16 protein-coding genes and 2 pseudogenes are annotated in these 24,686 nt (G+C 38.9%); 5 read left to right on the top strand and 13 right to left on the bottom strand.

All coding sequences use genetic code 11. The features are described from left to right. Window positions 1-281 precede the first annotated feature (281 nt). The 10 genes and pseudogenes from V7K69_RS23130 to V7K69_RS23175 all read right to left on the bottom strand — a co-directional run. Window positions 282-1,601, bottom strand: coding sequence for a hypothetical protein (locus V7K69_RS23130; RefSeq protein WP_335038638.1), 1,320 nt, complete (start codon window positions 1,599-1,601; stop codon window positions 282-284). A 177-nt stretch (window positions 1,602-1,778) separates the two neighbouring features. Further along, window positions 1,779-1,928, bottom strand: a complete 150-nt coding sequence (locus V7K69_RS23135) for a hypothetical protein (RefSeq protein WP_335038640.1) — start codon at window positions 1,926-1,928, stop codon at window positions 1,779-1,781. Window positions 1,929-2,323: 395 nt separating this feature from the next. Then, window positions 2,324-2,581: a hypothetical protein gene (locus tag V7K69_RS23140; protein WP_335038642.1), complete on the bottom strand. Its 258-nt coding sequence runs from the start codon at window positions 2,579-2,581 to the stop codon at window positions 2,324-2,326. A 427-nt stretch (window positions 2,582-3,008) separates the two neighbouring features. After that, window positions 3,009-3,791 carry a peptidylprolyl isomerase gene (locus V7K69_RS23145; RefSeq protein WP_442936181.1) on the bottom strand — a complete coding sequence of 261 codons (783 nt, stop codon included), beginning with the start codon at window positions 3,789-3,791 and terminating at the stop codon, window positions 3,009-3,011. Between the two features lie 52 nt (window positions 3,792-3,843). Continuing rightward, window positions 3,844-5,391, bottom strand: coding sequence for an HlyD family efflux transporter periplasmic adaptor subunit (locus V7K69_RS23150; protein ID WP_335038644.1), 1,548 nt, complete (start codon window positions 5,389-5,391; stop codon window positions 3,844-3,846). Between the two features lie 40 nt (window positions 5,392-5,431). After that, on the bottom strand, window positions 5,432-8,488 hold the full coding sequence (locus V7K69_RS23155; RefSeq protein ID WP_335038646.1) for a peptidase domain-containing ABC transporter: 3,057 nt from the start codon (window positions 8,486-8,488) through the stop codon (window positions 5,432-5,434). Between the two features lie 629 nt (window positions 8,489-9,117). Next, a complete protein-coding gene (locus V7K69_RS23160) occupies window positions 9,118-10,038 on the bottom strand; it encodes a ParB/RepB/Spo0J family partition protein (protein WP_335038648.1) in 921 nt (306 codons plus the stop codon). Window positions 10,039-10,849: 811 nt separating this feature from the next. Beyond that, on the bottom strand, window positions 10,850-11,500 hold the full coding sequence (locus tag V7K69_RS23165; RefSeq protein ID WP_335038650.1) for a hypothetical protein: 651 nt from the start codon (window positions 11,498-11,500) through the stop codon (window positions 10,850-10,852). A 766-nt stretch (window positions 11,501-12,266) separates the two neighbouring features. Next, on the bottom strand, window positions 12,267-12,677 hold the full coding sequence (locus V7K69_RS23170) for a peptidoglycan-binding domain-containing protein (RefSeq protein WP_335038652.1): 411 nt from the start codon (window positions 12,675-12,677) through the stop codon (window positions 12,267-12,269). 249 nt (window positions 12,678-12,926) lie between these two features. Beyond that, window positions 12,927-13,049 (bottom strand): annotated as a pseudogene (locus V7K69_RS23175) (IS5/IS1182 family transposase); the annotation flags it as partial. 447 nt (window positions 13,050-13,496) lie between these two features. Between V7K69_RS23175 and V7K69_RS23180 the strand changes: the two are divergent. From V7K69_RS23180 to V7K69_RS23190, 3 genes and pseudogenes are all read left to right on the top strand, one after another. Then, window positions 13,497-13,661: a hypothetical protein gene (locus V7K69_RS23180; RefSeq protein ID WP_335038654.1), complete on the top strand. Its 165-nt coding sequence runs from the start codon at window positions 13,497-13,499 to the stop codon at window positions 13,659-13,661. A 72-nt stretch (window positions 13,662-13,733) separates the two neighbouring features. Continuing rightward, entirely contained in the window at window positions 13,734-19,199 is a 5,466-nt protein-coding gene (locus tag V7K69_RS23185) for a trifunctional serine/threonine-protein kinase/ATP-binding protein/sensor histidine kinase (RefSeq protein WP_335038656.1), read from the top strand. 3 nt (window positions 19,200-19,202) lie between these two features. Beyond that, a pseudogene (locus V7K69_RS23190) lies at window positions 19,203-19,553 on the top strand (IS4 family transposase); the annotation flags it as partial. Between the two features lie 172 nt (window positions 19,554-19,725). Here the strand turns inward: V7K69_RS23190 and V7K69_RS23195 are convergent. Then, window positions 19,726-21,495: a WD40 repeat domain-containing protein gene (locus V7K69_RS23195; protein ID WP_335038658.1), complete on the bottom strand. Its 1,770-nt coding sequence runs from the start codon at window positions 21,493-21,495 to the stop codon at window positions 19,726-19,728. A 406-nt stretch (window positions 21,496-21,901) separates the two neighbouring features. Further along, a complete protein-coding gene (locus V7K69_RS23200; protein WP_012407328.1) occupies window positions 21,902-22,297 on the bottom strand; it encodes a hypothetical protein in 396 nt (131 codons plus the stop codon). Between the two features lie 40 nt (window positions 22,298-22,337). On the opposite strand from V7K69_RS23200, the gene V7K69_RS23205 reads away from it, so the two are divergent. Then, window positions 22,338-22,643, top strand: a complete 306-nt coding sequence (locus V7K69_RS23205) for a hypothetical protein (RefSeq protein WP_335038661.1) — start codon at window positions 22,338-22,340, stop codon at window positions 22,641-22,643. Here the strand turns inward: V7K69_RS23205 and V7K69_RS23210 are convergent. Beyond that, window positions 22,611-23,471 (bottom strand): sulfurtransferase, encoded by an 861-nt coding sequence (locus tag V7K69_RS23210; RefSeq protein WP_335038663.1) that lies wholly within the window; start codon window positions 23,469-23,471, stop codon window positions 22,611-22,613. The two genes, V7K69_RS23205 and V7K69_RS23210, sit on opposite strands and share 33 nt — an antisense overlap. A gap of 698 nt (window positions 23,472-24,169) precedes the next feature. Between V7K69_RS23210 and V7K69_RS23215 the strand changes: the two genes are divergently transcribed. Next, a complete protein-coding gene (locus V7K69_RS23215) occupies window positions 24,170-24,646 on the top strand; it encodes a DUF1499 domain-containing protein (protein ID WP_335038665.1) in 477 nt (158 codons plus the stop codon). Window positions 24,647-24,686 lie beyond the last annotated feature (40 nt).

Here is a 24,686-nt window from a genome sequence, read left to right on the forward strand (position 1 = left end):
TGTCAAAATTTCCTGAATTAGTGTTTTATTGAGAACAAATTCGATTCCACGCTATCACCGACAAAGATATTTAAAGTTTGCTTTTAATGAAATACCTGATCTTGATTGACTCGATATGTTATATCATGTCCGGCAAATTACTTGTGATATGCGATTGCGAGTGCAACAAAGTGGAATATTCGCAATGACAATTGTTTAATTGGGCATGAGATACAGCAGAATTTAGGAGTCAGAATTCAGGAGAAAAACAAGCTTTATACAACTTATTGATTATGACTTTTTCATTGTGGCAGAAATACGTTTTGATTATAGGTGTAACTTACATTGTTGGCAAAGTTAAATTGCTCAAATCCATTAGTGGTCATGGTAATGCTATCTAGCTGAAAAATAACACTATTGTTAGCACCAAAACTTATCTGAAAGCTGTCTTTATTGTAAGCACTAATGTCTAGTATATCGTAACCTTTACCACCATCCACTTTAGCGTTACCGAAACCTTGCACAAAATCGTCACCGTTTTCCATGTTTATGTTGACACCACCTCCAAAACTGGAGGCGCTGATTCGATCGTTTCCATTACCCATATCAATAGTTCCGCCAAAGATACCGTAAGATTCTAAGCCGGTAGCCTTGGCAATAATAGTATCGTTTCCATGCCCGGTATTAATCAAGCCTTTAGTGTTGTCAATGGCTACTGCTTTGTCAGAAGCCTTAGCACTAGCGTGTATAGCATCGTCTCCATTGCCAGTACTAATTAACCCTCTAGTGTTGTCAATAGCGATCGCACTGTCATAAGCCTTAGCACTAGCATTGACAACAGCTAAGGCCAAAGCTTGATTGTCAGGGGTAGCACTAGCAAAGCTAGAACCATAAGTACCTGCAAAAGTACCAGCACTAGATGTAGCACTAGCTTTAAGAGTATCTGAACCTGCGCCAGTGGCAATTATCCCTCGAATATTCTTGATGCCCGTCGCAGTGATGGTTGCCTGAGCTAAACTCGTAGCTATTGCTCCTGCAAAAGCTGTGAGTCCTGGAGATATAGGGGCTTTGCAGATAGCCTCAACGATGGCTGAAGCATCTGCGATCGCTACGGCTACTGCACTGATACTACCCAGAGTACCACTACTTATACTGTCATCTCCTTTGCCAGTGTAAGTAAAACCTCCAGAGTTATCAATGCCGTCGGCAGTAGTCTTGATTTTAATGGAGGCAAAAGCGTTGGCGATCGCAGTTGCACTTGTTTTTTGAGCAATGGCTATAGCTTGAGATACTGTATATGCGGTGGCGCTGATGTTAGCTGTTGCAGTTCCATTAAGTAAATCGGCTCCATTGCCTGTATTGATAATTCCTTGATTTTTAATACCATAGATCGCAATATTAGACTGACCACTCAAGTCAACAGAGGCGATCGCATTAGAGTTTTTATTTACAATCCCCACAAAGGCTCCCAAAGCAAAATCCCCGGTTACATTGGAAGTACCAATGATTTGATCGTTACCTTGCAATGTATTTACATTGGAGGTATTGAATATCTCAGTCCCTGGATTTACTACATCAGAATTTTTGGTAAATTTGACTTTGTTTAAATTTAAACCTGTCATTAAATCATCCTTTTAATATTGATTGACTAAAATTTAGATTGCCTTCATAAGATCGTGATGAATCTTACTCCCCTTCTCTGTAGCTGCAACTTCCAATCGCTCGGTGAGTAATAAATTAGACTTTTCAAACAACCTTTAAGGAATGGATCACGAATCTACTCATATATACGAATGGCACTAAGTTAATCGCAAAGCCCTGATATAACTTGCTTTTTGAGTGTGGGGAGTGTGGGGAGTGTGGGGGGTAAGACTTCTTCCCCGTCCTCCCACACCTCCCACACCTCCCACACCCTGCCCTGACGAGGTTTCACCTTTTCTTAGTGCCATTCTCATATATACTTAGAAACTCTGGTGCTGAAAAGGCGCTTAACTTGGGTGTTGCAATCAAAACAGATAACCACTTTTTCCAGATGACTCATGGCTTTAAGTGCATATTTCCAAAAGCCTTTGCTTCCAAGCCATTAATGGAAACAGAAGTTGCTGCAAGATGTAGTCCAAATTGTTGTAGATTGCCCAAGAAAAAGGCTGCTATGTGATCACAGCATCAAGATTGTAAAAAATTGTTGCGAAAATCGTTATTTGATAGTAAACGATATAACTTATAAAAAAGCTGAAGGTTCAAACGAGCATTAAGAGCCTTCAGCAATTTTATGAATCTATTGGGCTTTCGAGCCGACCTCTACTTGCAGGAGTTAATACTCTTTGTAAGTAGAGTTTAATTATTAGTAACTACCAGATACTGCTTCACCGTGAGCCGAAGAAGAATAAGGAGTGGTATTTGTGGCATTATATGTTTCAGCCAGGGTGTTGTGACCTGATGCTGTAGCATCGCTTATAGAAGTAGCTAAGTTGCCTACTGCCTTAAAGTAAGACGAAACATATTTGTTAATGCGGATGGTTTCGTAAACGTTGCGTGAGGTAGTACCACCAATAACTTCTTCAGAGGTATTTTCCAAGTAGTTCAGATCAGAAATAATCATTTGAGTTTCTCCTAAAAATTGTAGTTTTTGGTTTTTTGTCTAACCAACTCGTTTTGGTTGGCTATATATTTAATATAGTTTATTCCTCTAAAAAGTCAATACTTTTTAGAGGAATTTTTGATTAATAAAACTAATGCCTTTATTTCAAAAAACGACATAAATAGCATTAATTTAAATCAGAAAAAATGGCACACAAAATCTAGGCAAAAAATTTAAACTTCTTACCCAGCAAGCTTTATAGCGATTAAATAAATTTTTATTTTCGCTAAAATAGGATCTCAAAAACAGATTTTTAAGATGCTATAAAACAGAAATCTATTAATTTTTAAAACAGAAAGTATTGTATCTATAAAACTTGGAAGCTTAGAAGAAGCTATCCGAAATCAGAGATAGATAGTTAGCTAAAAAATATTTTAAATTTCATCAATTATTTGGGATTGTTGAATAACATATCTATCGAGCGCATATTTGCATCTGAGTCTATGCGAGTAACTATTTTCATCGCGTTGATTTGACTCTTTAACCAATCAGAAAATGATTCTGTAATGATTTTTTGGTACAACTGCTCATCTAGTTGCGGTTGAATGACTTCTTCCACCCAAATTAAATGCACCCCCAAATGAGTTGTAATCGGTTTGAGAGCCTTTGGCGGTGCAGCAGCAAATACATCTGCTGCAATCTCTGGACGAAAATCTTTGCGGTATTGGAGTCCCCGATATCCATAAACACGACGTAGTTCTGGATCTGGGATATATAAACGAGCGATTTCGGGAAAATTGATTTCGCCTTCTTCTAGCGCACAAAAAAGTTCAAAAGCCAAGTCTCGATCGTCGAAGACAACTTCGTAAGTCACGGCGGCAACATAATCTAGCTGATGTTCATAAAAGTGCTTTTCGACTTGAGGGTAAAATAAATGATTTGCTAACTTCCGAGAAAGGATCTTTGTATAGGCTAATTCCTCAAACTCATTTAAAGACAAATAGTGTTTTTCTAGCCATGTCCAGGTTTCTTTAGCTTTGACAAGCTTATTAGCGAACCGTAAGTTATCTCCTTCTTGCTGTAGTTCTTCTGGTGTGACTGTAATTCTTGCCTTTTGAGCGGCTTCGGCAATAATCCTTTGGGATGCTATGGCCTTGACTACATCAGGGATCTGACAAGAAAGTTTAAGGCTGTGAATAATATCTGAATTGGAAATAGTTAGACTAAGCATAATACGCTCCAATAATTAATAGCCTTGGGTATGGCTTATTTCCTCATCCGAACTAAATCTCTAAGCCATTTTTTTGTAGCTTTTTGAATGGATCTAAAACAAAGTCAATGATGCGGCGCTGGCGAATTATGACTTCAGCATTTGCTGTCTGACCGGCACCTAATGGAATATGTTTGTTGCCATTTTGGACATATTGGTGGTTTAAAACGATTTCTAACTGATATGTTTCGATGTTCCCTTGGGGTGATTGGCTAATTTTTGAGTCAGGAGAAATCCAAGTAACTTTTCCTTGCACAATCCCATACTCTTGGAAAGGATAGGCATCAAACTTGACCTTAACCGGCATTCCTACCTTCAAGAAACCACTATCTTGATTAGGCATATTAGCTTTGAGTACAAAGTCTGTATTTTGGGGAGCGATTTGGACAATCCTTTGACCGGGTTGCACTACTGCTCCAGGTTTAGTGCTGGGTAATTCAAAAACCACTCCATTAATAGGCGATCGCACCACTCGTTGCTGCATTTGCACTCTTATAGATGTAATCTGGCCTTTGGTCTGAGCAATTTCTGATTGTGTTGCTGTAATTTGTGTCTGGAGGTCTTTTAGCTGTTCCTGATTTTTTATAACAGCCAGTTTTCCGCCTTGGATCACACTTTTATAACTACTTTGTTCCTCTTGCAGCCGAAGTTTTGCTTGTTTAATATCAGACTCCAACGTATTGATGGTTACTTGATAACGATTTAGCTCTTCTGTTAACTGTAATTGTGCTTGTTTGATATCTGATTCAGCCTTGTTATAGAGTCGTTTACTTTCTTGTTCTTCTTTTTTTAGTTCATCTACTTGAGTGGCAGAAACTGCACCATCTTGAACAAGTTTGCTAAAGCGTTCAACTTGCTTAGAATCTATATTCAAACGAGCTTGAGCCGATAGCCGATCGTTGCGAGTAGTGTAAATCTGCTGCTGTGCTTGTTGCACCAATGCTTGTTTTTCTAACTTTTGGAGATTATTACTACTGAGTTTGGCATCAAGGTTTTGCTGGGCCTGATTAACTTGAGCTATTTTTTCTAATTCTTGGGATTTATTTTGTTGTTCCAAAAGCCTAGTTGACATCAGGAGTTGATTTTGGAGTAGTTCCAACTGCGACTGGCGATTTTGTAGCCCTTGTAATTTGCTCTGAGTCTGTTGCAGTTCAGTTTCCAAGAGATCGGACTCTAGTTCTACTAAAACCTGTCCGGCTCTAACTGTATCTCCTTCTTTGACCATAACTGCTTTGATACTCCCACCAGCTTGAGCATCTAATTTTAGAGTTGCATCTTTGGGTTCTATCCGCCCTCTGGCGCTACCAGTTTCATCTACCTTTGCAAAAGTTGCCCAAGGTAATAACAAACCAGTAAAGGCTATGAGTACATACAACAAACTACGAGTCCAAAGTTGAGGTAAGGCATTGAGCAGTCCTTCGGTAGCATAGTGTAAGTCTTGACTTGTACTTTCTGCCTCTGTTTGATCGTTAAACTCGACAGATTCTTCTTGCTGCGTGTGACTTTGATACTCATCCCGTTCATTTTGAGGAAGTGGGGATGATCTATTGGAATTTGGCATGGTTTTATTTCTGATAAAAGCGATGTGGATCAATGCCCGATCAACTAACTTGAGCCAGTTGTTGTTGATTGAGGTAGTAATAATGACCTTTTTTAGCGATTAAGTCGTCGTGAGTACCGCTTTCTACTAAAACGCCTTGATCTAAAACCAAGATCAAGTCTGCGTTGCGGACTGTAGAAAGGCGATGAGCAATAATTAGACTTGTGCGCCCTTGGAGAATTGTTTTCAGGTTGTTTTGAATAATTCGTTCTGATTCGGAATCTAGGTGACTGGTGGCTTCATCAAAGAGTAATAACCGAGGATTTCCGAGTAAAGCCCGAGCGATCGCTAGACGTTGCCTTTGTCCGCCAGAGAGCATACCGCCGCCTTCACCAATTTCGGATTCGTAACCTAACGGTAGTTTTTGAATAAAATCATCGGCTCCTGCATAGATGGCAGCTTGGATAATTTCTTCTAAAGAGGCATTTGGATGAGCGATCGCAATATTTTCTCGAATAGTCCCACCAAAGAGAAAGGTATCTTGATCGACAACGCCGATTTGAGAACGGAGCGATCGCAACGATATACCAGTAATGTCCTCACCATCAATCATAACTTTGCCATCTGTCGGAGGATATAAACCCAAAATCAATTTACTAAGGGTTGTTTTTCCAGAACCACTCCGCCCCACCACTGCTACCATCTGTTTTGGTTGGATTTCAAAATTCAGATTTTCTAAGACATTAGTCTGGCTTTCTGAGTGATAACGAAAGGTGACATTTTGAAAGCGAATGCTACCGCGCAGTTTACCCAAGGACTTGCGGGGTTTAGTTTCTAAGTCTTCTTCTGGTTCTGCCTCCAACACATCATTGATGCGTTCGGTAGAAATCACGATTTCCTGCAATTCATTCCACAGCGTAGATAGCCGTTGGAAAGGACTCAAGACGTTACCCACCAACATATTGAAAGCAACTAATTGTCCAATAGTGAGTTCGCCATTAATTACCTGAATTGCTCCAAACCATAACAATGAAGTATTTACAAAGGTTTGGATAACACCACTGGCAATTTGCAGGTGATTACCGATTATCTGGGCATTAAAGGCTTTTTTGACCAAATTATTCAGCAATTCTTCCCAACGCCAGCGCACAGTCTGTTCAATTGATAATGAGCGGACGGTACGAATTCCGGTGAGGGATTCTATCAGATAGCTTTGTTCTTTATTAGCTGCATCAAAAGTTTCTCTGGAAATGCGGCGCAAAATACTTGTGCTAGCTAGTGCCAAGATAAAAAATGGCGGGATAATAAATAGTACAAATAATGCCATCCGCCAGCTATAGGAGAACATCAAGGCCAAATAAACCACCAATGTCAGCATATCCAGCACAATCGAGAGTGTCTGACCGGTGAGGAAGTGCTGAATTTTCTGATTTTCTTGGATGCGTGAGACTATATCCCCAACAAAACGCGACTCAAAATAAGAAAGCGGCAAACGGAAGGTATGTTTGATAAAACCTACTAGTAGGGAGACACTAATACGGTTAGCAGTATGAAATAGCAGATATTGCCGTACAGCGTTGACAGCGACACCAAACAACCCAAAAATTATCATCCCCAAGCCAATGGCGTTTAAGGTTGTCAGGCTACGTTGTACAAGAACTCTATCGAGCAACAACTGAGTGAATACAGGCGTTACTAATCCAAATAATTGGATTAATACCGAAGCGGTAAAGATTTCTAGCAGTGTCCGATAGTGAGGTTTGATTAACTCAAAAAATTTCCAGAAACTTGTACTTTCGTTTTTAGTATTTTTTAATAACGCTGTAGGTTGCAGTAATAACGCATAACCACTCCAACCTCCTTGAAATTCAGCTTTTGTCAGACTGCATTGGCCAATAGCAGGGTCACATACAATGACTCGCTTTTTGGTAATTTCATAGACAACGATAAAGTGTTTACCTTCCCAGTGGACAATTGCAGGTAAAGGTTGTTCTGCTAATTTATCAAGAGTCGCTTTCACCGGACGGGTAGCAAAACCTAGATTTTCTGCTGCTGCTGCGATCGCCTTCAGAGATGCACCACTACGGCTGACATTAGTCATATCACGCAGACGATTGATACTAAAACGCTTGCCCCAATAGTTACCAATCATTACCAAACAAGCACAGCCGCAATCGGCAGCGCTTTGTTGAGCATAGAAAGGATAGCTCTTGGTGATGCGTCTCCACCAATGTCCTACTTGCACCTTCGGACTAGGAAAGTAAAAATGTGACTTTTTTGGTTGTTGTTCTGACTGCTTTTTGCGTTGAGGAAAAGGAATGATTTTGGATTTTGGAGATTGAGAAGTTTTTTCTCTAGTTCGCAATACCGAGTTGCTAGTTGCTAATCCCCATTCTGCTAATTCCGGGAAGTGTTCTAGTGCTATTTGCAAATGTGAGTCTTTCAGGATGTAAGCAATTGTTGGTTGTGCTACTTGCCAATTACCTTGTTTTGGTTGTGCAGAGATAATCCCTGGTGTCAAAGAATGCTCTTGAGAATGCCGCAGTTGGCCTCTGTACAATACCCACAACTGGGAATTTTGAGATATTTGTGGATTTATAGAACCAGTTTCTAGCTGATGCCGTTCAAAGAGTGATAAAGCTTTGAGCATCCCCGAAACTTGTGATGTATGACACGGGAATTGGGAAGTTTGGCGACATAACATCAATAAATCCCAAAGTTCTGCACGGGCGAAGAGGCGATCGCCAATGTTAGGATACTTGTCTATCAAACTTTGCAGTACATCTTGCCTAAAATAGCCAAGTTTTAAGTTTATCGAAGCTCTCACTACATAAGGACTAAACTTAGCTTCGGGAAACAAAGTTAATTCACCAAAAATAGACCATGCACCAAAGGTAGTAATGAAATTCTCAGAGCTATCCAACAGTCGGACTTTACCTGTAAGGATAATGTAGATACCAGGATTTGTCTGTGCAGATTGCCAAAACTGCTTTGCTACTGGTGGCTCCACAATTTCCATTGCTGTCAATAAGTTTTGTAAGTCTTTTTCTGAAAGGTTTGCATCCAAGGTCTGCAAAAGCCTTTCACCTATCTGTTGCTCAGAAACCACTGCTGGCATTTTCTAACCTCCAAGACAAAATTTAGTTATGGGTCTAGATTTTAGAAAAATCATCAAATGTATTATTTGATATTGCGATATTCAGTGAAATAACTCTAAGCCTTTTGAGAGTCAACAGCTTTATAAAATGCAGAGTTGTCTTTTATAAAACCCGTATACAGGAACAGTTTTAACGCAATGATTGAAGTAGAAATATTTACCACAAATAGGTTTGCAGACATTTAAAGATTGGTTAAATATTTCCGATGTTCATATTTATCTCTGAATTTGAAATTGCAAAATCAAGAGAAGCGGATTTTAGAATACTTAATCAGGCTAAAATTTCGAAGATTTATTTGTACAGTAGCAACTATAAATACAAGCTATACAAACTTTGTTGAATGCTTTTTTAACAGCTAGGAACACTGATATCATAATCATTGTTGATTTTCTAGGTTTTTTGGTAGATAAATCAAGCATTATTTACAACTCTTTACAAAGACAAATATTTGTTGAATAATTCAATTTCCCACGGCTTTATATAAAAATTAGCATTGCTACAAAGTGTTACCACACAAGGAATTTACAAGAAATAAATTATCCCAAGTTAGTTTTAGGGGCGCACAGATTTATGCCCCTAAAACTAAATGTTAACTTTCGATTATTACTTTCTCTAATTCATCTAAAAGCTGAGTAATTCTTTCTGAATTTTCAGCATGAATTAAAGAACTTTTTTTGTGTAAAAGCTTGGTCAGTATACTAAGTCGCTCAGTTACAATCTTTTTCGGGTTAGTTTGTAATTCCGATTGAAAATTCTTAACCCTAGTTTTGATTTCGCTCAAAGATAAGTTTTCAGCAATTGCTATCTTGAGCAGTTCAGAGCGTAGTTGCTCTGACTTCACCCGTGCAATGGCTTGAGCTTTAGTATATTCAATCTCACCCTGGCGCAGAGCTGACAGGATATCACTGGGAAGATTTAGTAGAGGAAGCCGACTAGACCGAAAACTGGCAGCATTGAACTTTCCTATTTCTGATAAAATTAATTCAATCTGCTCTAATTTAATCAGATCATTTTGATTCAGTTGTTGACCCCTTTGTTTGGCGTTGAAAGAACGGTGTAAGAGGGAAACAACTTCATTTGTCTCTATTTCCAGAGATATCGCAAGTATATCTAGAACTGCCTCAGTTTCTTCAACTGGATTTAGGTCTTCTCTTTGTAAGTTTTCCATAAGTGCAACTTGCAAGGCTTGTTTATCATCTAACTCACGCAAGACGATAGGTACTTCAACTAACCCAACAACGCTAGCTGCTCTTATGCGTCGCTCACCAGAGACTAGCTCATATTCTCCATTATCCAGTGGGCGAACTAACACAGGCTCCAAGATCCCGTGTTGTTTAATTGACTGTATCAGTTGAGTAAGCTTGTTTGAGTCAAAGTAACGACGTGGTTGCTTGAGGGGTAATCGAATTTTCTCAATTGGAACTGTATTAGGTAATTGGTAAGAAAAACTACTATATTTAGCATCAATTCCAGGTTTTGATACTACTTGGTTAAATGTTTCTGTTAACATTATATTTTTCCTAAAGTTTCAGTAATAAATTCTAGATGAGTGCGGGATTCCATCCCGCTATCAAAAGATTGATTCGAGATTCTTCTTCAATGAATTTAGATTTCTCTAGCTAGTTTATCTGTTTATATACTTGAAAATAAGGCATAAATGTGAAGAACTTATGAGGATTATAAGTAATATTACTTAATGATTACTTACTTGTAAGTTGGATGAATTTATAACGCTCATCTGACTGACAAATTCTGTTTTATACACAGTAAATTCAACAATTAACTAATGTATTGTTTATCAAAAATAATAACTAATTCAATTTTTTGGTTAAATACTAAGAATTCCCAAATTAGCTAAGAGCCTATTTTTGAAGCAGGTAGGAGGTTCCACTTATAAGGGGATTCAGCACAGTATTATTTGGTAGTGCGTTAAGCGAATTATCAGTCAGTTGGGGAAAATCGGTAATTCAATCTCAAGCAATAGCGATGCCTACGGCGGGCTACGCCTACGCACTTTGGCCCAATAGCTACTGAAGATTGCACTCAGAATTTATCGGGGGAAACTCATGAACAAGACTAGCTGCTAGCTAGAAAAAAGATATCAAATGGATTCTATACCCGAATTGCACTAAGTTAATCGCAAAGCTCTGATATAACTTGCTTTTTGAGTGTGGGGGGGTAAGACTTCTTCCCCGTCCTCCCACACCTCCCACACCCTGCCCTGACGAGGTTTCAGCTTTTCTTAGTGCCATTCGATTCTATACTCCTCTACCCAGTCATCGCAAGAGTTTCAAGTTATCAAGTGTGCCATAGCTGATGGTCTATTGAGTAGTACCAATAGCAGATTTCAATTGAAGTTTAATATTTGTACCTTTTTTAAGGGCAACTTCTCCACCAGGGCTAGACAAAACAAAAGCAGCCGCAGCTGCACCACCTGCTAGCCCACCATGCTTGAACTTGGCTTGATTACCAAGAAAATGACCTGCAATTGTACCACCTAAAATAATCCCTGTATTTTGAATAAATTTACCTTTGGTTTTTGTTTCTAACTTGGTGTTTACTAAAGTTGCATCAATAGGATAAGATGAACCATTTTTAAGCGAAATATCATCAAAAACTAAATGTAAACTTGCTTTTTTTCCTTTAGCAGCTTTGACTACATCTTCCAGGTGTCCCTGTATTTGACCTTCTTGAAGAACTTTATTGACTCCGGTTGAGGAATTCTTGATTTCTAAAACAAAGCGGTCATTATTTTGGCTTTTACTCGTAGATATCTCTTGTTGAAGAACAGTCTCAAAACTTGTTCCAGCAGGTACAGATATTTGTTGATTATTTGGTTGACTAGATGTGCCTTCAGGGAGCGCAGTTTTATTGTTATTAGAAGTGTTGTCAGTCTGGGTATTAGTTTTATTACAACCTGATGTGCTACTTAATAAAATAACACTCAATAACAATGGCAACAGATTTTTCATAGAGACGATGTTGATGCAATGAATAATAACAATACAATCTTTTCAGGGTTTTTCGGTTATTTTTATGGAAAACCTGGTTCAAAATCCTTCAACGACAGAAAAATAATAATGATTTGTAGAGGATGGAGAAAAATAGATAACTAACAAGTATGAATCTCGTCGAACAATTGCAGCAATTTGTCGACTATAGGCATATCCAGAGATGAAGACATGAATTATGGTTAGTATTATTGCTCATATTACTGGGAGCAATGACTGGGTATTGGGCCTACCGACCACTGGAAGATTTTACAAAAGTACACGCAGTTTTAGGCTCTGGTACTTATTCACTTGATGCTTTGCTTTTTGGACGCTGAAACACATATTACAGATCAATAGGCTTGGGTTAAGCAAGGTGCAACCCAACAAAGTCCCATAAATGTGGGATTCCTTTCATTCCTCAAACGCTGCTTGCTACCCTGCGGGAACGCTAAAAGCGTAGCTTGCTTCCCCGTAGGTATACAAGTTGGGAAACCGCAAGGGCGTAGTGGCTCCCCAACTTACGCAGATAAAATAAGTTGGTGTACTCTTTTAAAGCTAGGAAATAAATTCTAGCCTTTTATCTTTCAGGCATTTCAGCAATGAGGATATTAATAAGGGATCTGCGGGTTAATAGTATCTTAACCAGACGGGTTTCGACTGCGCTCAACCCTCAGCCATTGAGAGTTGAGCGCAGTCGAAACTCGGTTTACTAGTACTTTATTTTCACGCAAGTCCCTAAACTGTTTTATTTCAGAGCTGCTAAAGTCCGATGTCCAATTATTCCGTCTGCTCTTAATCCTTTAGACTTCTGAAATTTGATCACAGCTGTCCGAGTCTTGTTATCAAACACACCATTCACACTTGCTGTATAGAATCCTTGTTGCTTTAAAGAATTCTGAACAGTTTTCACTGTCTCTCCCCTGCTGCCTACTGTTAGTACAGTACCAGTACTACGCTTTGCCACATTATTGGACTTGTGCTTGGCATTAACCTTTGGTACAGCATTAGGTTTTTTCATGGTGTTGCCTTGCTGAGTACTTTGGGCAACGTGGTTAGCAGGAGCTGAACTTTGGCTTTTATTATTAGTTAAAGAGTAAGCAGGCACAGCAGTAGCTAGAATCAAAGCAGGGAGCAAAGAAATTACTTTCCAATTCATCTTCTTGTTTCTTCCAACTGTATGAGATTTTGCAATTTCTATTTGAAGAGTCATCTTAATAAGGGACTGTGCCTTAAGTAGATTTTCCTCTGTAGATTCTGGTGTGTGGGTTTAGTCTAAGACTATTTCCGAAGCCAGAGCTATAGCATCACACATTGTATTGACAAAGTTATTGCAAAACTATGACAAAAGCATGACTAAATGTATTAACATTTATGTCGCACTAAAAGCTAATTCGTAAACAAAATCTTAAGCTGCCATTCGTTTTATCATCGAACGAATCAATAAGCCAAAAATCATTGCTTCACTTAGCTCTGTATAAAACTTATAATCTTTACTCAAACACCGAAATCGATTGAGCCAACCAAATGTCCACTTTTTTCTGCACCATCAAGTTTAAGAGGTCAGGATAATCAGGAAAATCCTTAATTTATTTAAGGATTTTCCTAATGGGATTTTTTTATATTCAAGGTTAATCTTATAAAATATTGTCAAATTAATGTTTAATTCTTTTCAAGAATCTTTTATTAGCCCCAAATTCTAGGAGTCTACACATAGCTTGATTGGACGCAAGAGCATGAGAAATTAAAATCATAAATTAAATAGTTTTATATTTTTTAAATCTGCCTAATAATTCATATTTATAAAACAACTAGGCTTGATATTTGCTAATACAGGTTAACTTTTATCGTCAGCTAAAACTCTAGAGAGTTCTTCATATTTTCTTAATGAAAATATCATTGATTTTACCAATGTACTTAAAACTTAAATGATTGATATTAGAAAAGTAATAAAGAAATATAAAAGGATAAACATAGTATGTTTAGCACGCAAGTCAGTATTCCCGGTTATGAAGTGAGCGAAGAACTTTACAATAGTTCTCGGACTATAGTTTATCGAGGATATCGAGAAACTCACTCTTTACCAGTGGTTATTAAACTACTGAAAAATCCTTATCCTAAGCAAGTAAAGCTAATTGACTAAAGAATTGGATTTATTATCACTTTACCGATTCTGGCTTGATTTAGGCAACAAGGTATCATAATACATACATAAATGGCTACTCAAATTTTTAACTCAATCATTCCTGGATATAAAATTAGTTCTCAACTGTATACAGGTTCCAGAACTATAGTATATCGAGCTATAAGAGAGCAAGATCAATTCCCTGTGGTAATCAAATGTCTGATTTCAGAATATCCTAGCTTCAACGAGTTACTACAGTTTCGGAATCAATATACTATTAGCAAACATCTCAATATCGCTGGAATTATTAATATTTCATCGATAGAAAACTATGGCAATAGTTATATTTTGGTAATGGAAGATATTGGGGGAATCTCCTTAAACGAATACATTCAAAGTAATACCCTTTCTCTAGTTGAATTTTTATCAATCGCCATTCAATTAACCAAGGTTATCCATGATTTGCACCAAAATCGGGTAATTCATAAAGACATAAAACCTGCAAATATCCTGATTAACCCACAAACAAAACAAATTCAACTGATTGATTTTAGTATCGCTTCATTACTGCCTAAAGAAAACCAAGAAATTAAAAGCCCAAATGTTTTAGAAGGAACTCTGGCTTATATCTCTCCAGAACAAACTGGCAGGATGAATCGAGGAATAGACTACCGCAGCGATTTTTATTCCCTTGGTGTCACATTTTATGAATTATTAACAGGAGAATTGCCATTTGACAGTAGCGATCCGATGGAGTTGGTGCATTGTCATCTGGCGAAAACGCCTATTGTATTAGACAACAGGTTCACCCTGAGCGGAGCCGAAGGGAAAGAAATTCCGCAGGTACTTGCAGATATTGTCATCAAGTTGATGGCGAAAAACGCTGAAGATAGATATCAAAGTGCCTTGGGATTAAAATCAGATTTAGAAAAATGTCTTGCCCAGTTCCAAGAAATTGGTAGAGTTGAAAATTTTGAAATTGCTCAGAGGGATATTTGCGATCGCTTTTTAATTCCCGAAAAACTCTATGGACGAGAATCAGAAGTTGCTACCTTGTTGCAAGCTTTTGAGCGTGTCGTCAATGGCACATCGGAAATGATGCTGGTGGCAGGATTTTCGGGAATTGGGAAAACAGCTGTTGTGAATCAAGTCCACAAGCCGATTACCCGTCAGCAAGGATACTTTATCAAAGGTAAGTTTGACCAATTCAATCGCAATGTTCCCTTCTCAGCTTTTGTGCAGGCTTTGTGCAATTTAATGGGGCAATTGTTGTCAGAATCTGACGCACAATTGGCACAGTGGCGAAGCCAGATTCTTGAAGTTGTGGGAGAAAATGGACAAGTTCTCATTGAGGTGATTCCCGAACTAGAACGGGTAATTGGCAAACAACCTCCTGCGCCAGAACTGTCAGCAACTGCGGCCCAAAATCGGTTTAACTTATTGTTTCAAAAGTTTATTGCCGTCTTTACTAGATTAGAACATCCACTGGTGATATTTTTGGATGACTTACAGTGGGCAGATTTGGCTTCCCTCCAGTTGATTAAACTGCTGATGGAGGATAACAGCTATCTACTGTTGTTAGGGGCTTATCGAGATAATGAAGTGTCGCCTGTACACCCCTTGATGTTGACAGTAGAGGAACTGAAAAAAGTTGGCAAGACTGTCAATACAATTACCCTTGCCCCTCTTTCTTTGAATGATACCAATCAGTTGATTGCTGATACATTACATTGTGGCAATGAGTCTGCACAGTCTTTGACAGAATTAATCTTTCGTAAGACACAAGGTAATCCTTTTTTTATCACTCAATTTCTCAAAGCATTACACGAAGATGGGCAAATTACGTTTAATAGCGATCGCGGTTATTGGGAATGCGATCTTGCTCAAATCAACACCCAATCTCTTACCGATGATGTTGTAGAATTTATCGCCCAACAGTTGCAGAAATTGCCTAGAGAAACGCAAAATGTCCTCAAGTTAGCTGCTTGCATCGGCAACCATTTTGATTTGGATACTTTGGCTATTGTTTCCGAACAATCACCAGCAGAGGCGGCGACAGCTTTGTGGAAAGCTTTGCAGTCAGGACTGATTCTGCCCCAAAATCAGATGTATAAATTTTATCTGAGCCATGAGCAAGAAGCCAATACTGACGACATCGAGAATGTTACCTATCGCTTTCTGCACGATCGCGTCCAACAAGCTGCCTACTCTTTAATTCCAGCAGATCAGAAGCGCCAGACTCATTGCACAATTGGCGAATTGCTACTCAGCTACACTACCAAAGTAGAGCTAGAAGAAAAAATCTTTGATATTGTCAACCAATTGAATTACGGTGTTGAACTAATTACCCAGCCCAGCAAACGCCAAGAACTGGCTGAGTTAAATTTAGTGGCAGGTAAGCGAGCGAAACTGGCTACGGCTTATGAGTCAGCATATACTTACTTCGATTTGGGAATTCATCTGTTGAGGTCAGATTGTTGGCAGAGTCAATACACCCTCGCCCTAGATTTATATGTGGGTGCGGCGGAATCAGCTTGTTTGAAAACTGATTTTGAGACGATGAAAGCTTTGTGTGACCACATTCTGACAGTTGTCACTAAGATTCAGGATCGAGTGAAGATTTACGAACTCCTGATTTTTTACTATCATAATCAATCTCAGTTTTACGAAGCAGTAACGTTAGCGGTGCAAACCTTAAACCATCTCGGTGAAAAATTTCCAGCCAATCCTAATACTCAAGATTTTCTAGATGCACTTCAGACAACTACCGAGTTGATTCAGCAGGTAGGCTTTGAAAATCTAGCTGAACTCCCGCCTATGCAAAATGCTGAGAAACTAGCAGCGATGAAAATTCTGCGCTGCTGTTGCTTTCCTGCATATTTTGCTGTACCAGAGATATTGGGGTTGCTGGTGTGCCGACTGGTGGATGTGACATTGAAATATGGTCGTTCGCCTTTAACTCCCTTTGCCTTTGGGATTTTTAGTGTATTAATTAACGCAGTTGTCGGGGATATTGAGATCGGTAAACAATTTGGAGAATTAGCGATCGCTTTAGAACAGCAGCAGCCTGATCTAGAATACCGAGCTGTGACATATAACGTCATCTACGGCTTATCGCGCCATTTTTACAAACCTGTGCGCGATTCTCTCCAACCTCTGATTTTAGGTTATCAAAGCTTTGCCCAAAATGGAGATGCTGAAAGTTCTGCTTACTGCCTGATCAATGCCTACTTTTGTGCAATTTTATCGGGACAGAATCTCAAAGACATTCAAACTGAATACGAGAAATACATTCAGTCAGTGATGGGGTTGAAACAAGAACAAGTGATTCACCAATTGCATATTTGGATGCAGGTAGTTCATAACCTGACTGAATCTGTAGATAATCCTGCTTTTCTGCAAGGTGAATATTTTGATATTACAGTCAAGTTGCCCCAACTATATCAGGACAAAAACTTTAACACCATCAACTATGCTCATACAGCTCAGGCAATGCTGGCTTATTTGTTGGGTGACTATGAACGTTCTCTCTCCCATGCCTTGGCTACAGAACCACATTTAGGAGCTAGCACCGGCAAATTTTTTGTCTCAGCACATAATTTTTATTATTCACTATCTATAACAGCTTTATATTCTCAGTCTTCCACATCGGAGCAGAGTGAATATCTCAAAAAATTGCAGAGTAACCGCCAGAAAATGAATAATTGGGCAAACCATTGTCCAGAAAACTTTTTGCATCGATTTTTGCTGGTGGAGGCAGAGATTTGTCGGCTGCAATATGATTTTTCTACTGCCATTGAACTATACGATCGCGCCATAAATAGAGCAAAAGACAACAGCTACCTCCAAGAAGAAGCACTCAGCAATGAGCTGGCCGCTAAATTCTACCTGAACTGGGGTAAAGAAAAAGTTGCCGCAAGTTATATGCAGTCAGCTTATTATTGTTACGCTCGTTGGGGTGCTAAAGCCAAAACCGACGATTTAGAAGGCCGCTACCCCGATTTACTGCGCCCAATTTTAGAGCAAGTCACGCAAAACTGGAGTCCACTAGAAACATTGGCAAGAGTTGCCACTTCTAATATCTCAGTTCCTGCTTCTAGAAAAGCCACCTATCTTGTTAGTAAGTGTCTCAATACATCTTTAGATTTTGCCACCGTCCTCAAAGCATCTCAAAGTCTTTCCAGTACGATTCATCTTGACGAACTGCTGCGCCAACTAACTCAAATTATTCTGCAAAACTCTGGTGGCGATCGCTGTGCTTTAATCCTCCCCAATAGCAATGGCAAGTGGTATCTGCAAGCCATTGCCACATCCGAAACAACTCAACTTTACTCAGAACCACTGGAGGGGAATCTCAGTATACCAGTGAAGCTAATTCAGTATGTCAAAAACACCCAAGAAATGGTAGTGATTGATCGTCTCAAAACGGATCTGCCGGTGATCGATGAATATTTAACCCAGAAGCAACCTCAGAGTATTTTATGCTTGCCGATTCTCCATCAAGGAAATTTGATTGGAATTTTGTATTTGAAGAATCGCTCTACCAGTGGGGTGTTTACTAGCGATCGCATTCTTATTCTCAACTTTCTTTGTACTCAAGCCGCCATTTCTTTGGAAAATGCTCGATTGTATCAGCAAGTTGCTAACTATTCTCAAAACCTGGAAGCAGAAGTAGAGCAGAAAACTCAGGCACTCAACCAAAAAGCCCAAGATTTAGAACAAGCCTTGCAACATCTGCAAAAAACCCAGTCACAATTAATTCATACTGAAAAAATGTCATCCCTTGGTCAACTGGTGGCAGGAGTTGCTCATGAAATTAACAATCCCATTAGTTTTATTAATGGTAATCTCAATTATTTAGAAAATTACATCGTCGATTTAATGAGTTTATTGACACTTTATCAAGAGGAATCTGCTCAACCTAATTCTAAAATTCAAGCCAAACGTGAAGAAATCGAGGTAGATTTTCTCTGTCAGGATGCGATGAAAATTTTACAATCAATTAAAACGGGGAGCGATCGCATTAGCAAAATTGTCTTGAGTTTACGTAACTTTTCTCGCTTAGATGAAGCACCGATTAAAGCTGTAGATTTACATAGTGGGATTGAAAGTACACTATTAATTTTGCAAAATCGCTTACAAGTTGGCAAACATCAGCCGGAGATACAAGTCATTAAAGAATATGGTAATCTCCCAACTATCACCTGCTATCCTGCCCAGCTTAATCAAGTATTTTTACATATTCTGAACAATGCCATTGATGCGATTCGAGAATATGCTGAGGATACAGAACAGCCACAAATACGGATTCGTACTGAAGCGATCGATCATCAACAAATACGCATTGCGATCGCTAATACTGGCAGTTTTATTCCAGTTCATATTCAAGAACGGATATTTGAACCATTTTTTACTACTAAACCTGTAGGCCGCGGTACAGGCTTAGGATTATTTGTCAGCTATTCTATTATTAAAAAACATGGTGGCAATATCACCGTCAATTCCCTACCGGACAAGGAAACAGAATTTACAATTTTCATTCCAATTAAAACTTAGTTGCTTAAACAAATGTTTAAGGATTGTAAAACAAGAGGCTATAACTTGGAAGACACCTTGGTCAATGAAACCCGTTTTTTACCCTTAGTCTTGTTGATTGCGCTGGCTTATAGTTTGGCGACAATGCAGGGGCAACAGATGAAAAAATTAAGCATAGATATCTATGCTGGACGTATCCAAGAACACAAAGACCAGACCCCACGGCAGAGTGACTTTAGCTTTGGACTCTACGGACAACGATGGTGTTATGGGATGGAATTATGGGCAGATCGGGTCTTAAGTCTGATTGCGCTCAAACCCCATAAACGGATCTATTTTCAGCGTGGTTTCTATGCCCTATCCCTTATGCAGTAACCTTTATAGGTAGGTTGTCACCCTCTGAGGTTAATTTAAATCTTTTTGCCTGAGATATTTTTTTACAATTTTTGATAATGCAACTACTCGATTGCAACTTGAAATTCGTCAAGGTGTCCCTGACCCAGTAACAACAGCACCCGCGCTACCTATTTTGCCTAACTCTAAATTTTTAACTCCGTTGCCAAATTTTAATTGTCTTATCCAAACTCCCACTAACCAACATCTCGCCGGAAGCTGTGAAAGCTAATGCTGTGACTATATTTCCATGACCTGTAAACGTACCCAGTAACTCCCCAGTTTGTAGATGCCATAATTTGATGGTTTTATCAGCACTACCGCTAGCGATAATTTGTCCATCGGGACTTAAGGCGATCGCATATACTCTATCTCTATGTCCTTTAAGTGTATGAAGTAATTCTCCAGTTTCCAATTGCCAAATTTTTATTGTTTGATCCCAGCTACCACTCACGAGCAGAGTAGCATCTGCACTGATTGCTAACGAACGAACGATGTGAGAATGACCCATGAGGGTATGCAGAGGTTGTGCATCCTTTAAACTTTTGATCCCCGTCTGGGGTGAAGTTCGCCAGACTTTGATTTTACGGTAGCTACCTGTAACTATAGTTTCCCCGTCTCGGCTCAAAACCAGAGAATGAGCTGCTGTATCATCTAAAGAAAGTGCGATCGCTACTTGACGATGCATCAAATCCCAAAACAAAATTTTTCTATCATCTCCGCCTGTAGCTAACATTCTGCCATCTGGAGTAAAGGCAGCACACCGCACTACCCCATTATGTTTATGCAAAATATCTATCAAGTCTAAAGCACCCACGTGCCAAAGTTTAATTGTAGAATCAGCACCGCAACTCACTAAAGTCTGTCCATCTGAACTAAAAGCCAGGGAATTCACTTCATCCACTAGCCCAGGTATCACCCAAGGATACTCTGATAATGTATCTATTAATTCACCCTTGCTTAAATCCCAGAGTTTCGTTTCTCCACGACTACCACTTGCCAATATGGGTAAGGCTTTACCATTCTTACACGCAAAACTAAAAGCTAGGCAATTAATACCTCTATTGTGCCCTTGTAAAGTTTGCCAGCATTCCCAGTCACCAACTATACCCTTAAGGCAATGCTCTGATGGTAGAGTCTGTATTGTATCTGCGATCGCTTTCTCATTAATTACTGGCGACGTGTCTTTTTTGCCAATAAGTGATTCTAAATACCAACTCAGACCACCGGCATACAACAAGTTACTCGGACTTATATACAGTTTTGGTTCAGTAAGTTCAATTTGATTTGCAGGTAAAAATCCTGTAATTATACTCTGTCTTTCGTATCCTAACTGACCTGTTGATGGATAAAACAAACAGAGAAAAATTAATACTTGGTGATTTTTTAAATCTTCTTGAGTAACCGACCATTTAATTTTGTCTTTCTTAATACCATTAAAACTTTCTCCATCAGCAACATAAACTTGAACACTTAGCTGAGGATTATCTTTTAGTACATAAGAAAATTTGCTTTCGCCACACAAATTTCCCTCATCATCTAAAATCATATTTTGCAAAGTATCTTGTGATACCTTTTTTACCAACTTCCCCAAACGTTCAGCTATCACCAGGTCAACGATTTTTTCCCGTAAAAGATAATCTTCCGCTTGGCGCTGGAAGTATTTGGGAAAAGGTATTGTCCAGTCGGGAGGCTCAGGATATTCAGGTGGCGTAGGCGGTGGATTTTTGGCAAGAACTTCTGCTTGTTGGCGAGAAAATTCTTGGAGTCTGGCCAATGGTTCGCCCCAAAAAGCCATCATTTCAGTGTGACAACCCTTGACTTGACTTTCCAATAAAGATAAGTCATAAGTTTTAGGTTTCTTCACACGTTGAAGGAAGTCAGCTTGTTGAAATTTAAGTAAGCTAATCCAATCCATCTGCATTCCTGCGGCAAACTATTGCATACCTACGGTAAGCTATACCAATGCAATTACTCAAGTTTATAACCTTAGTTAATTAAAAATTCAGTAATGTTAACAGTCTAATAAAACACAGCCATTGGCAGATGTTTCCGGGAAAAATAGAGATGGATAGCACTTAGACATTTCATGAACTGATGCAGTTGAAGTATATAGAATTAAATGATGTCAGTCAATTCTAACGGAGATGGACAACAAGATACTGTTTCTAAGGAAACACTTCTAGCTGCAAAGGAAAGTTTAATGTGAGAAGCATTTTAAAGGTTGTGGCAACGTTAAGTCAACAAATACCCCTGCTAAAATGACTTAGTAACGATTATTTTCGGGTATATCATCTGAAATTGGCATAAATGGTGAAGATTAGCTAATTTTAACCTTTGCGTTTTGGTTGTCTGGGTATAGTACTTACATCAGACGAGTCACCAAAAGTATCTCTTGCCTCAATCTGTTTAATTTTCATTTGCAAGTTCAAGTCATCACTGCTAACAATTGTTTCTAAATTCGCTAATCTCCGCTCTAATAGCTCTATTTGCTGCTGCTGCAAATAGTTAGTTTTTGATTTTTGCTCATCAGAACGCCAAACAGCAACTGTACCAACTGCTGCACCACCAATAGCAACTAAAGGAAGAATAGCACCACTTCTAGTAACGGCTGAGAGTGGGACGCAAACTCCGAGAATGGCGACTGTAATTACCCAAATTCTTGTAGTGGCAGATAATCTGACATCTTGGTATTGTTCTACATTTGGTTGAGATTTTTTAGCCATAAGTCTATCCAAAGAAAAGTTATTTGCTAGATTGGCACAATTGCCCACCAAAATACTTCCTACAATTGGGTTAAGTATAATTGCTCTACTAGCGATCGCAGTTCATGCTTTTTTCCAACCAGGTAATACTTCTGGGGTTTTGGGGATAGAAAAAACCTTTAACCCAAATCCAGTAACCTTTTCCCAAAACAGATTCCGAGTTATAAAGCAATACAGTTCAGATAAGACCAAAACACTTGTAGAGACGGCGATTTATCGCGTCTCAAAAACCCAACGTCAAATATGTTACAGCAAGAAACCGAGCCTGCGATGCCTAAACGTTGATGACTCTGCTATCAATGGGTAGGGAAAAATCACGAGACCATTCATTCCAAGAGCCAAAATAATTTCTAGCAGAAATTCCTACTTGTTCAAGAGCTATTAATGTATTAGCAGCCCTTGAACCTTTAAAGCAGTAAATATACACAATTGACTCCGAAGTAATACTTACTGATTGACAAATTTCTCGGATTTCATCAGGCGATCGGAACATGGGGATTTCCGATTCGGAATTCATCAGATGATGCCATTCTAACCATACAGCATTAGGGATTCGACCTTTGCGAGGGCAAAAGTCAGGATTATAGGGAGAAGAACTCAGTCCAAGCCATTCGTTGCGATCGCGCACATCTAATTTAATAATTGCTGGATTATCAATTGCTTGCAACATCTCGGCGGTAGTTACCATAATCTCAGTGTTGGGATGCAATCTAAATATGCTACTTTCAGATAATGGTACTTCATCGGTAGTAGGTAATCCCTCTGTTAGCCATGCTCTATATCCTCCGTGTAAAATAGATACCTCAGCGCAACCCAAATACTTCAGTAAAAAAGCTGCTCGACAAGATTGACCATAACCTTTATTTAAAGTGTCCTCATAGACAATTAACCGTTCCGCACCCGATATTCCCAGCTTGCTCATAATTTCTGCAAAATACTCTTGTAATTCCTTTAATCCTGCTGGGTAGGAACTTTCTAAAAGATAGGTGAAAAAATCTCTAATATTTATGGATTGAGGAATATGAGAAATAGCATAATCTTCGGGAGACCGTGTATCGATAATGACAGCCCGTGATGCTTTTTCTGCTAATATGGACGTGAGTTCTTGAGGAGAAATGAGGACTTTTGTATTCACAATTTCATGCTTCTGTTATCCTACCATTAGGCATTATCGCGCTCGGTAGATTTGCATTTTGAAATGGAAATTACAGAAGAATGAATGTTGAATGTTACAAGATAACTTTTATCGATGTGTTGTTTTAAAACTAATTAAATCAAGTTAAAAAATTGCTGAAAATAGAGGTTTAAGAAAATCTACACAGGCGATCGCTTCGCTATGCTACATATCTTCGCATCAAGGGTCAAAAGTCAAGCTTTTTGGATTTTTGACTTTGGGCGATTTCGGCGAAAAAATGAAACTTGCGTAAGTCCTCATACCATTTCTTTGTAATACTGCACCAAACCCTTTTTACTTCTTTCTTTCTTTCTTTCTTTCTTTCTTTCTTTCTTTCTTTCTTTCTTTCTTTCTTTCTTTCTTTGTGTCCTTTGCGTCCTTTGCGGTTCGTTTCTCTTTCTTCTGTCCTGTACTTAAATATGGTTTAGCGTATCTTCATACAGAATTGTTATCAGAATTAGTTTTTAGCTTCTGGAATGCGCTGTGCTTTCAGTTACATATAAAGAGTTTGAGGAACTTGTGAAGTCCATTGGTGATTTATTGTTTGTCATTGGTGAGTGTTTCAGGTATATTTATGTTTCTTAACAAGGAGTAAATAGATCATGTTCCGTCTGCTAAAAACATACCCCTTTCCTACGGAACGCTCCGTGAATGGGGAAATGAGGTACATACAACGACTTCTGTGGAGTATTATCTTTGTAATATTCTTCAGCCTGACTAGCACTTTCATGCTTCCTGCTGCTACTTGGGCTACCACTTCTGGCTTGGGAGTTGACAATATCCATCTTGCTCCCTGTCCGCCTTCTCCGAACTGTGCTGTCAGTCAAAATGCTGATTCCAAACATAGCATTGACCCGATCGTCTATCATGTAGACCTCAAGACAGCACGAGCAACTTTACTCAAAGTTCTTAGTGTGATTCCACGTACAGAGGTTATCCAACAGACAGATAATTACATCCATGCTCTTTCTAAGAGTCGGATATTTCAATTTGTGGATGATGTCGAGTTTTATTTCCCTGCTAATGAGTCAGTAATTCATCTGCGTTCCGCATCGCGTCTTGGAGACTCAGATTTTGGTGTAAACCGTAGGCGCTTGGAGCAAATTCGTTTAGCACTACGCGATTTAAAAATTTGATTTGTGTTTTTTAGTAAGGGCTTTAGTACTTGAAAGCCAA

The sequence above is a fragment of the Nostoc sp. genome (genome assembly GCF_036917775.1).
In the GTDB taxonomy this organism is placed as follows: Bacteria; Cyanobacteriota; Cyanobacteriia; order Cyanobacteriales; family Nostocaceae; genus Nostoc.

What these genes read in the sequence shown, in the direction of transcription:
- V7K69_RS23130 (WP_335038638.1), bottom strand. Translation starts at nt 1,601, where the DNA reads ATGACAGGTTTAAATTTAAACAAAGTCAAATTTACCAAAAATTCTGAT.
- V7K69_RS23135 (WP_335038640.1), bottom strand. Translation starts at nt 1,928, where the DNA reads ATGGCACTAAGAAAAGGTGAAACCTCGTCAGGGCAGGGTGTGGGAGGT.
- V7K69_RS23140 (WP_335038642.1), bottom strand. Translation starts at nt 2,581, where the DNA reads ATGATTATTTCTGATCTGAACTACTTGGAAAATACCTCTGAAGAAGTT.
- V7K69_RS23145 (WP_442936181.1), bottom strand. Translation starts at nt 3,791, where the DNA reads ATGCTTAGTCTAACTATTTCCAATTCAGATATTATTCACAGCCTTAAA.
- V7K69_RS23150 (WP_335038644.1), bottom strand. Translation starts at nt 5,391, where the DNA reads ATGCCAAATTCCAATAGATCATCCCCACTTCCTCAAAATGAACGGGAT.
- V7K69_RS23155 (WP_335038646.1), bottom strand. Translation starts at nt 8,488, where the DNA reads ATGCCAGCAGTGGTTTCTGAGCAACAGATAGGTGAAAGGCTTTTGCAG.
- V7K69_RS23160 (WP_335038648.1), bottom strand. Translation starts at nt 10,038, where the DNA reads ATGTTAACAGAAACATTTAACCAAGTAGTATCAAAACCTGGAATTGAT.
- V7K69_RS23165 (WP_335038650.1), bottom strand. Translation starts at nt 11,500, where the DNA reads ATGAAAAATCTGTTGCCATTGTTATTGAGTGTTATTTTATTAAGTAGC.
- V7K69_RS23170 (WP_335038652.1), bottom strand. Translation starts at nt 12,677, where the DNA reads ATGAATTGGAAAGTAATTTCTTTGCTCCCTGCTTTGATTCTAGCTACT.
- V7K69_RS23180 (WP_335038654.1), top strand. Translation starts at nt 13,497, where the DNA reads ATGTTTAGCACGCAAGTCAGTATTCCCGGTTATGAAGTGAGCGAAGAA.
- V7K69_RS23185 (WP_335038656.1), top strand. Translation starts at nt 13,734, where the DNA reads ATGGCTACTCAAATTTTTAACTCAATCATTCCTGGATATAAAATTAGT.
- V7K69_RS23195 (WP_335038658.1), bottom strand. Translation starts at nt 21,495, where the DNA reads ATGCAGATGGATTGGATTAGCTTACTTAAATTTCAACAAGCTGACTTC.
- V7K69_RS23200 (WP_012407328.1), bottom strand. Translation starts at nt 22,297, where the DNA reads ATGGCTAAAAAATCTCAACCAAATGTAGAACAATACCAAGATGTCAGA.
- V7K69_RS23215 (WP_335038665.1), top strand. Translation starts at nt 24,170, where the DNA reads ATGAGGTACATACAACGACTTCTGTGGAGTATTATCTTTGTAATATTC.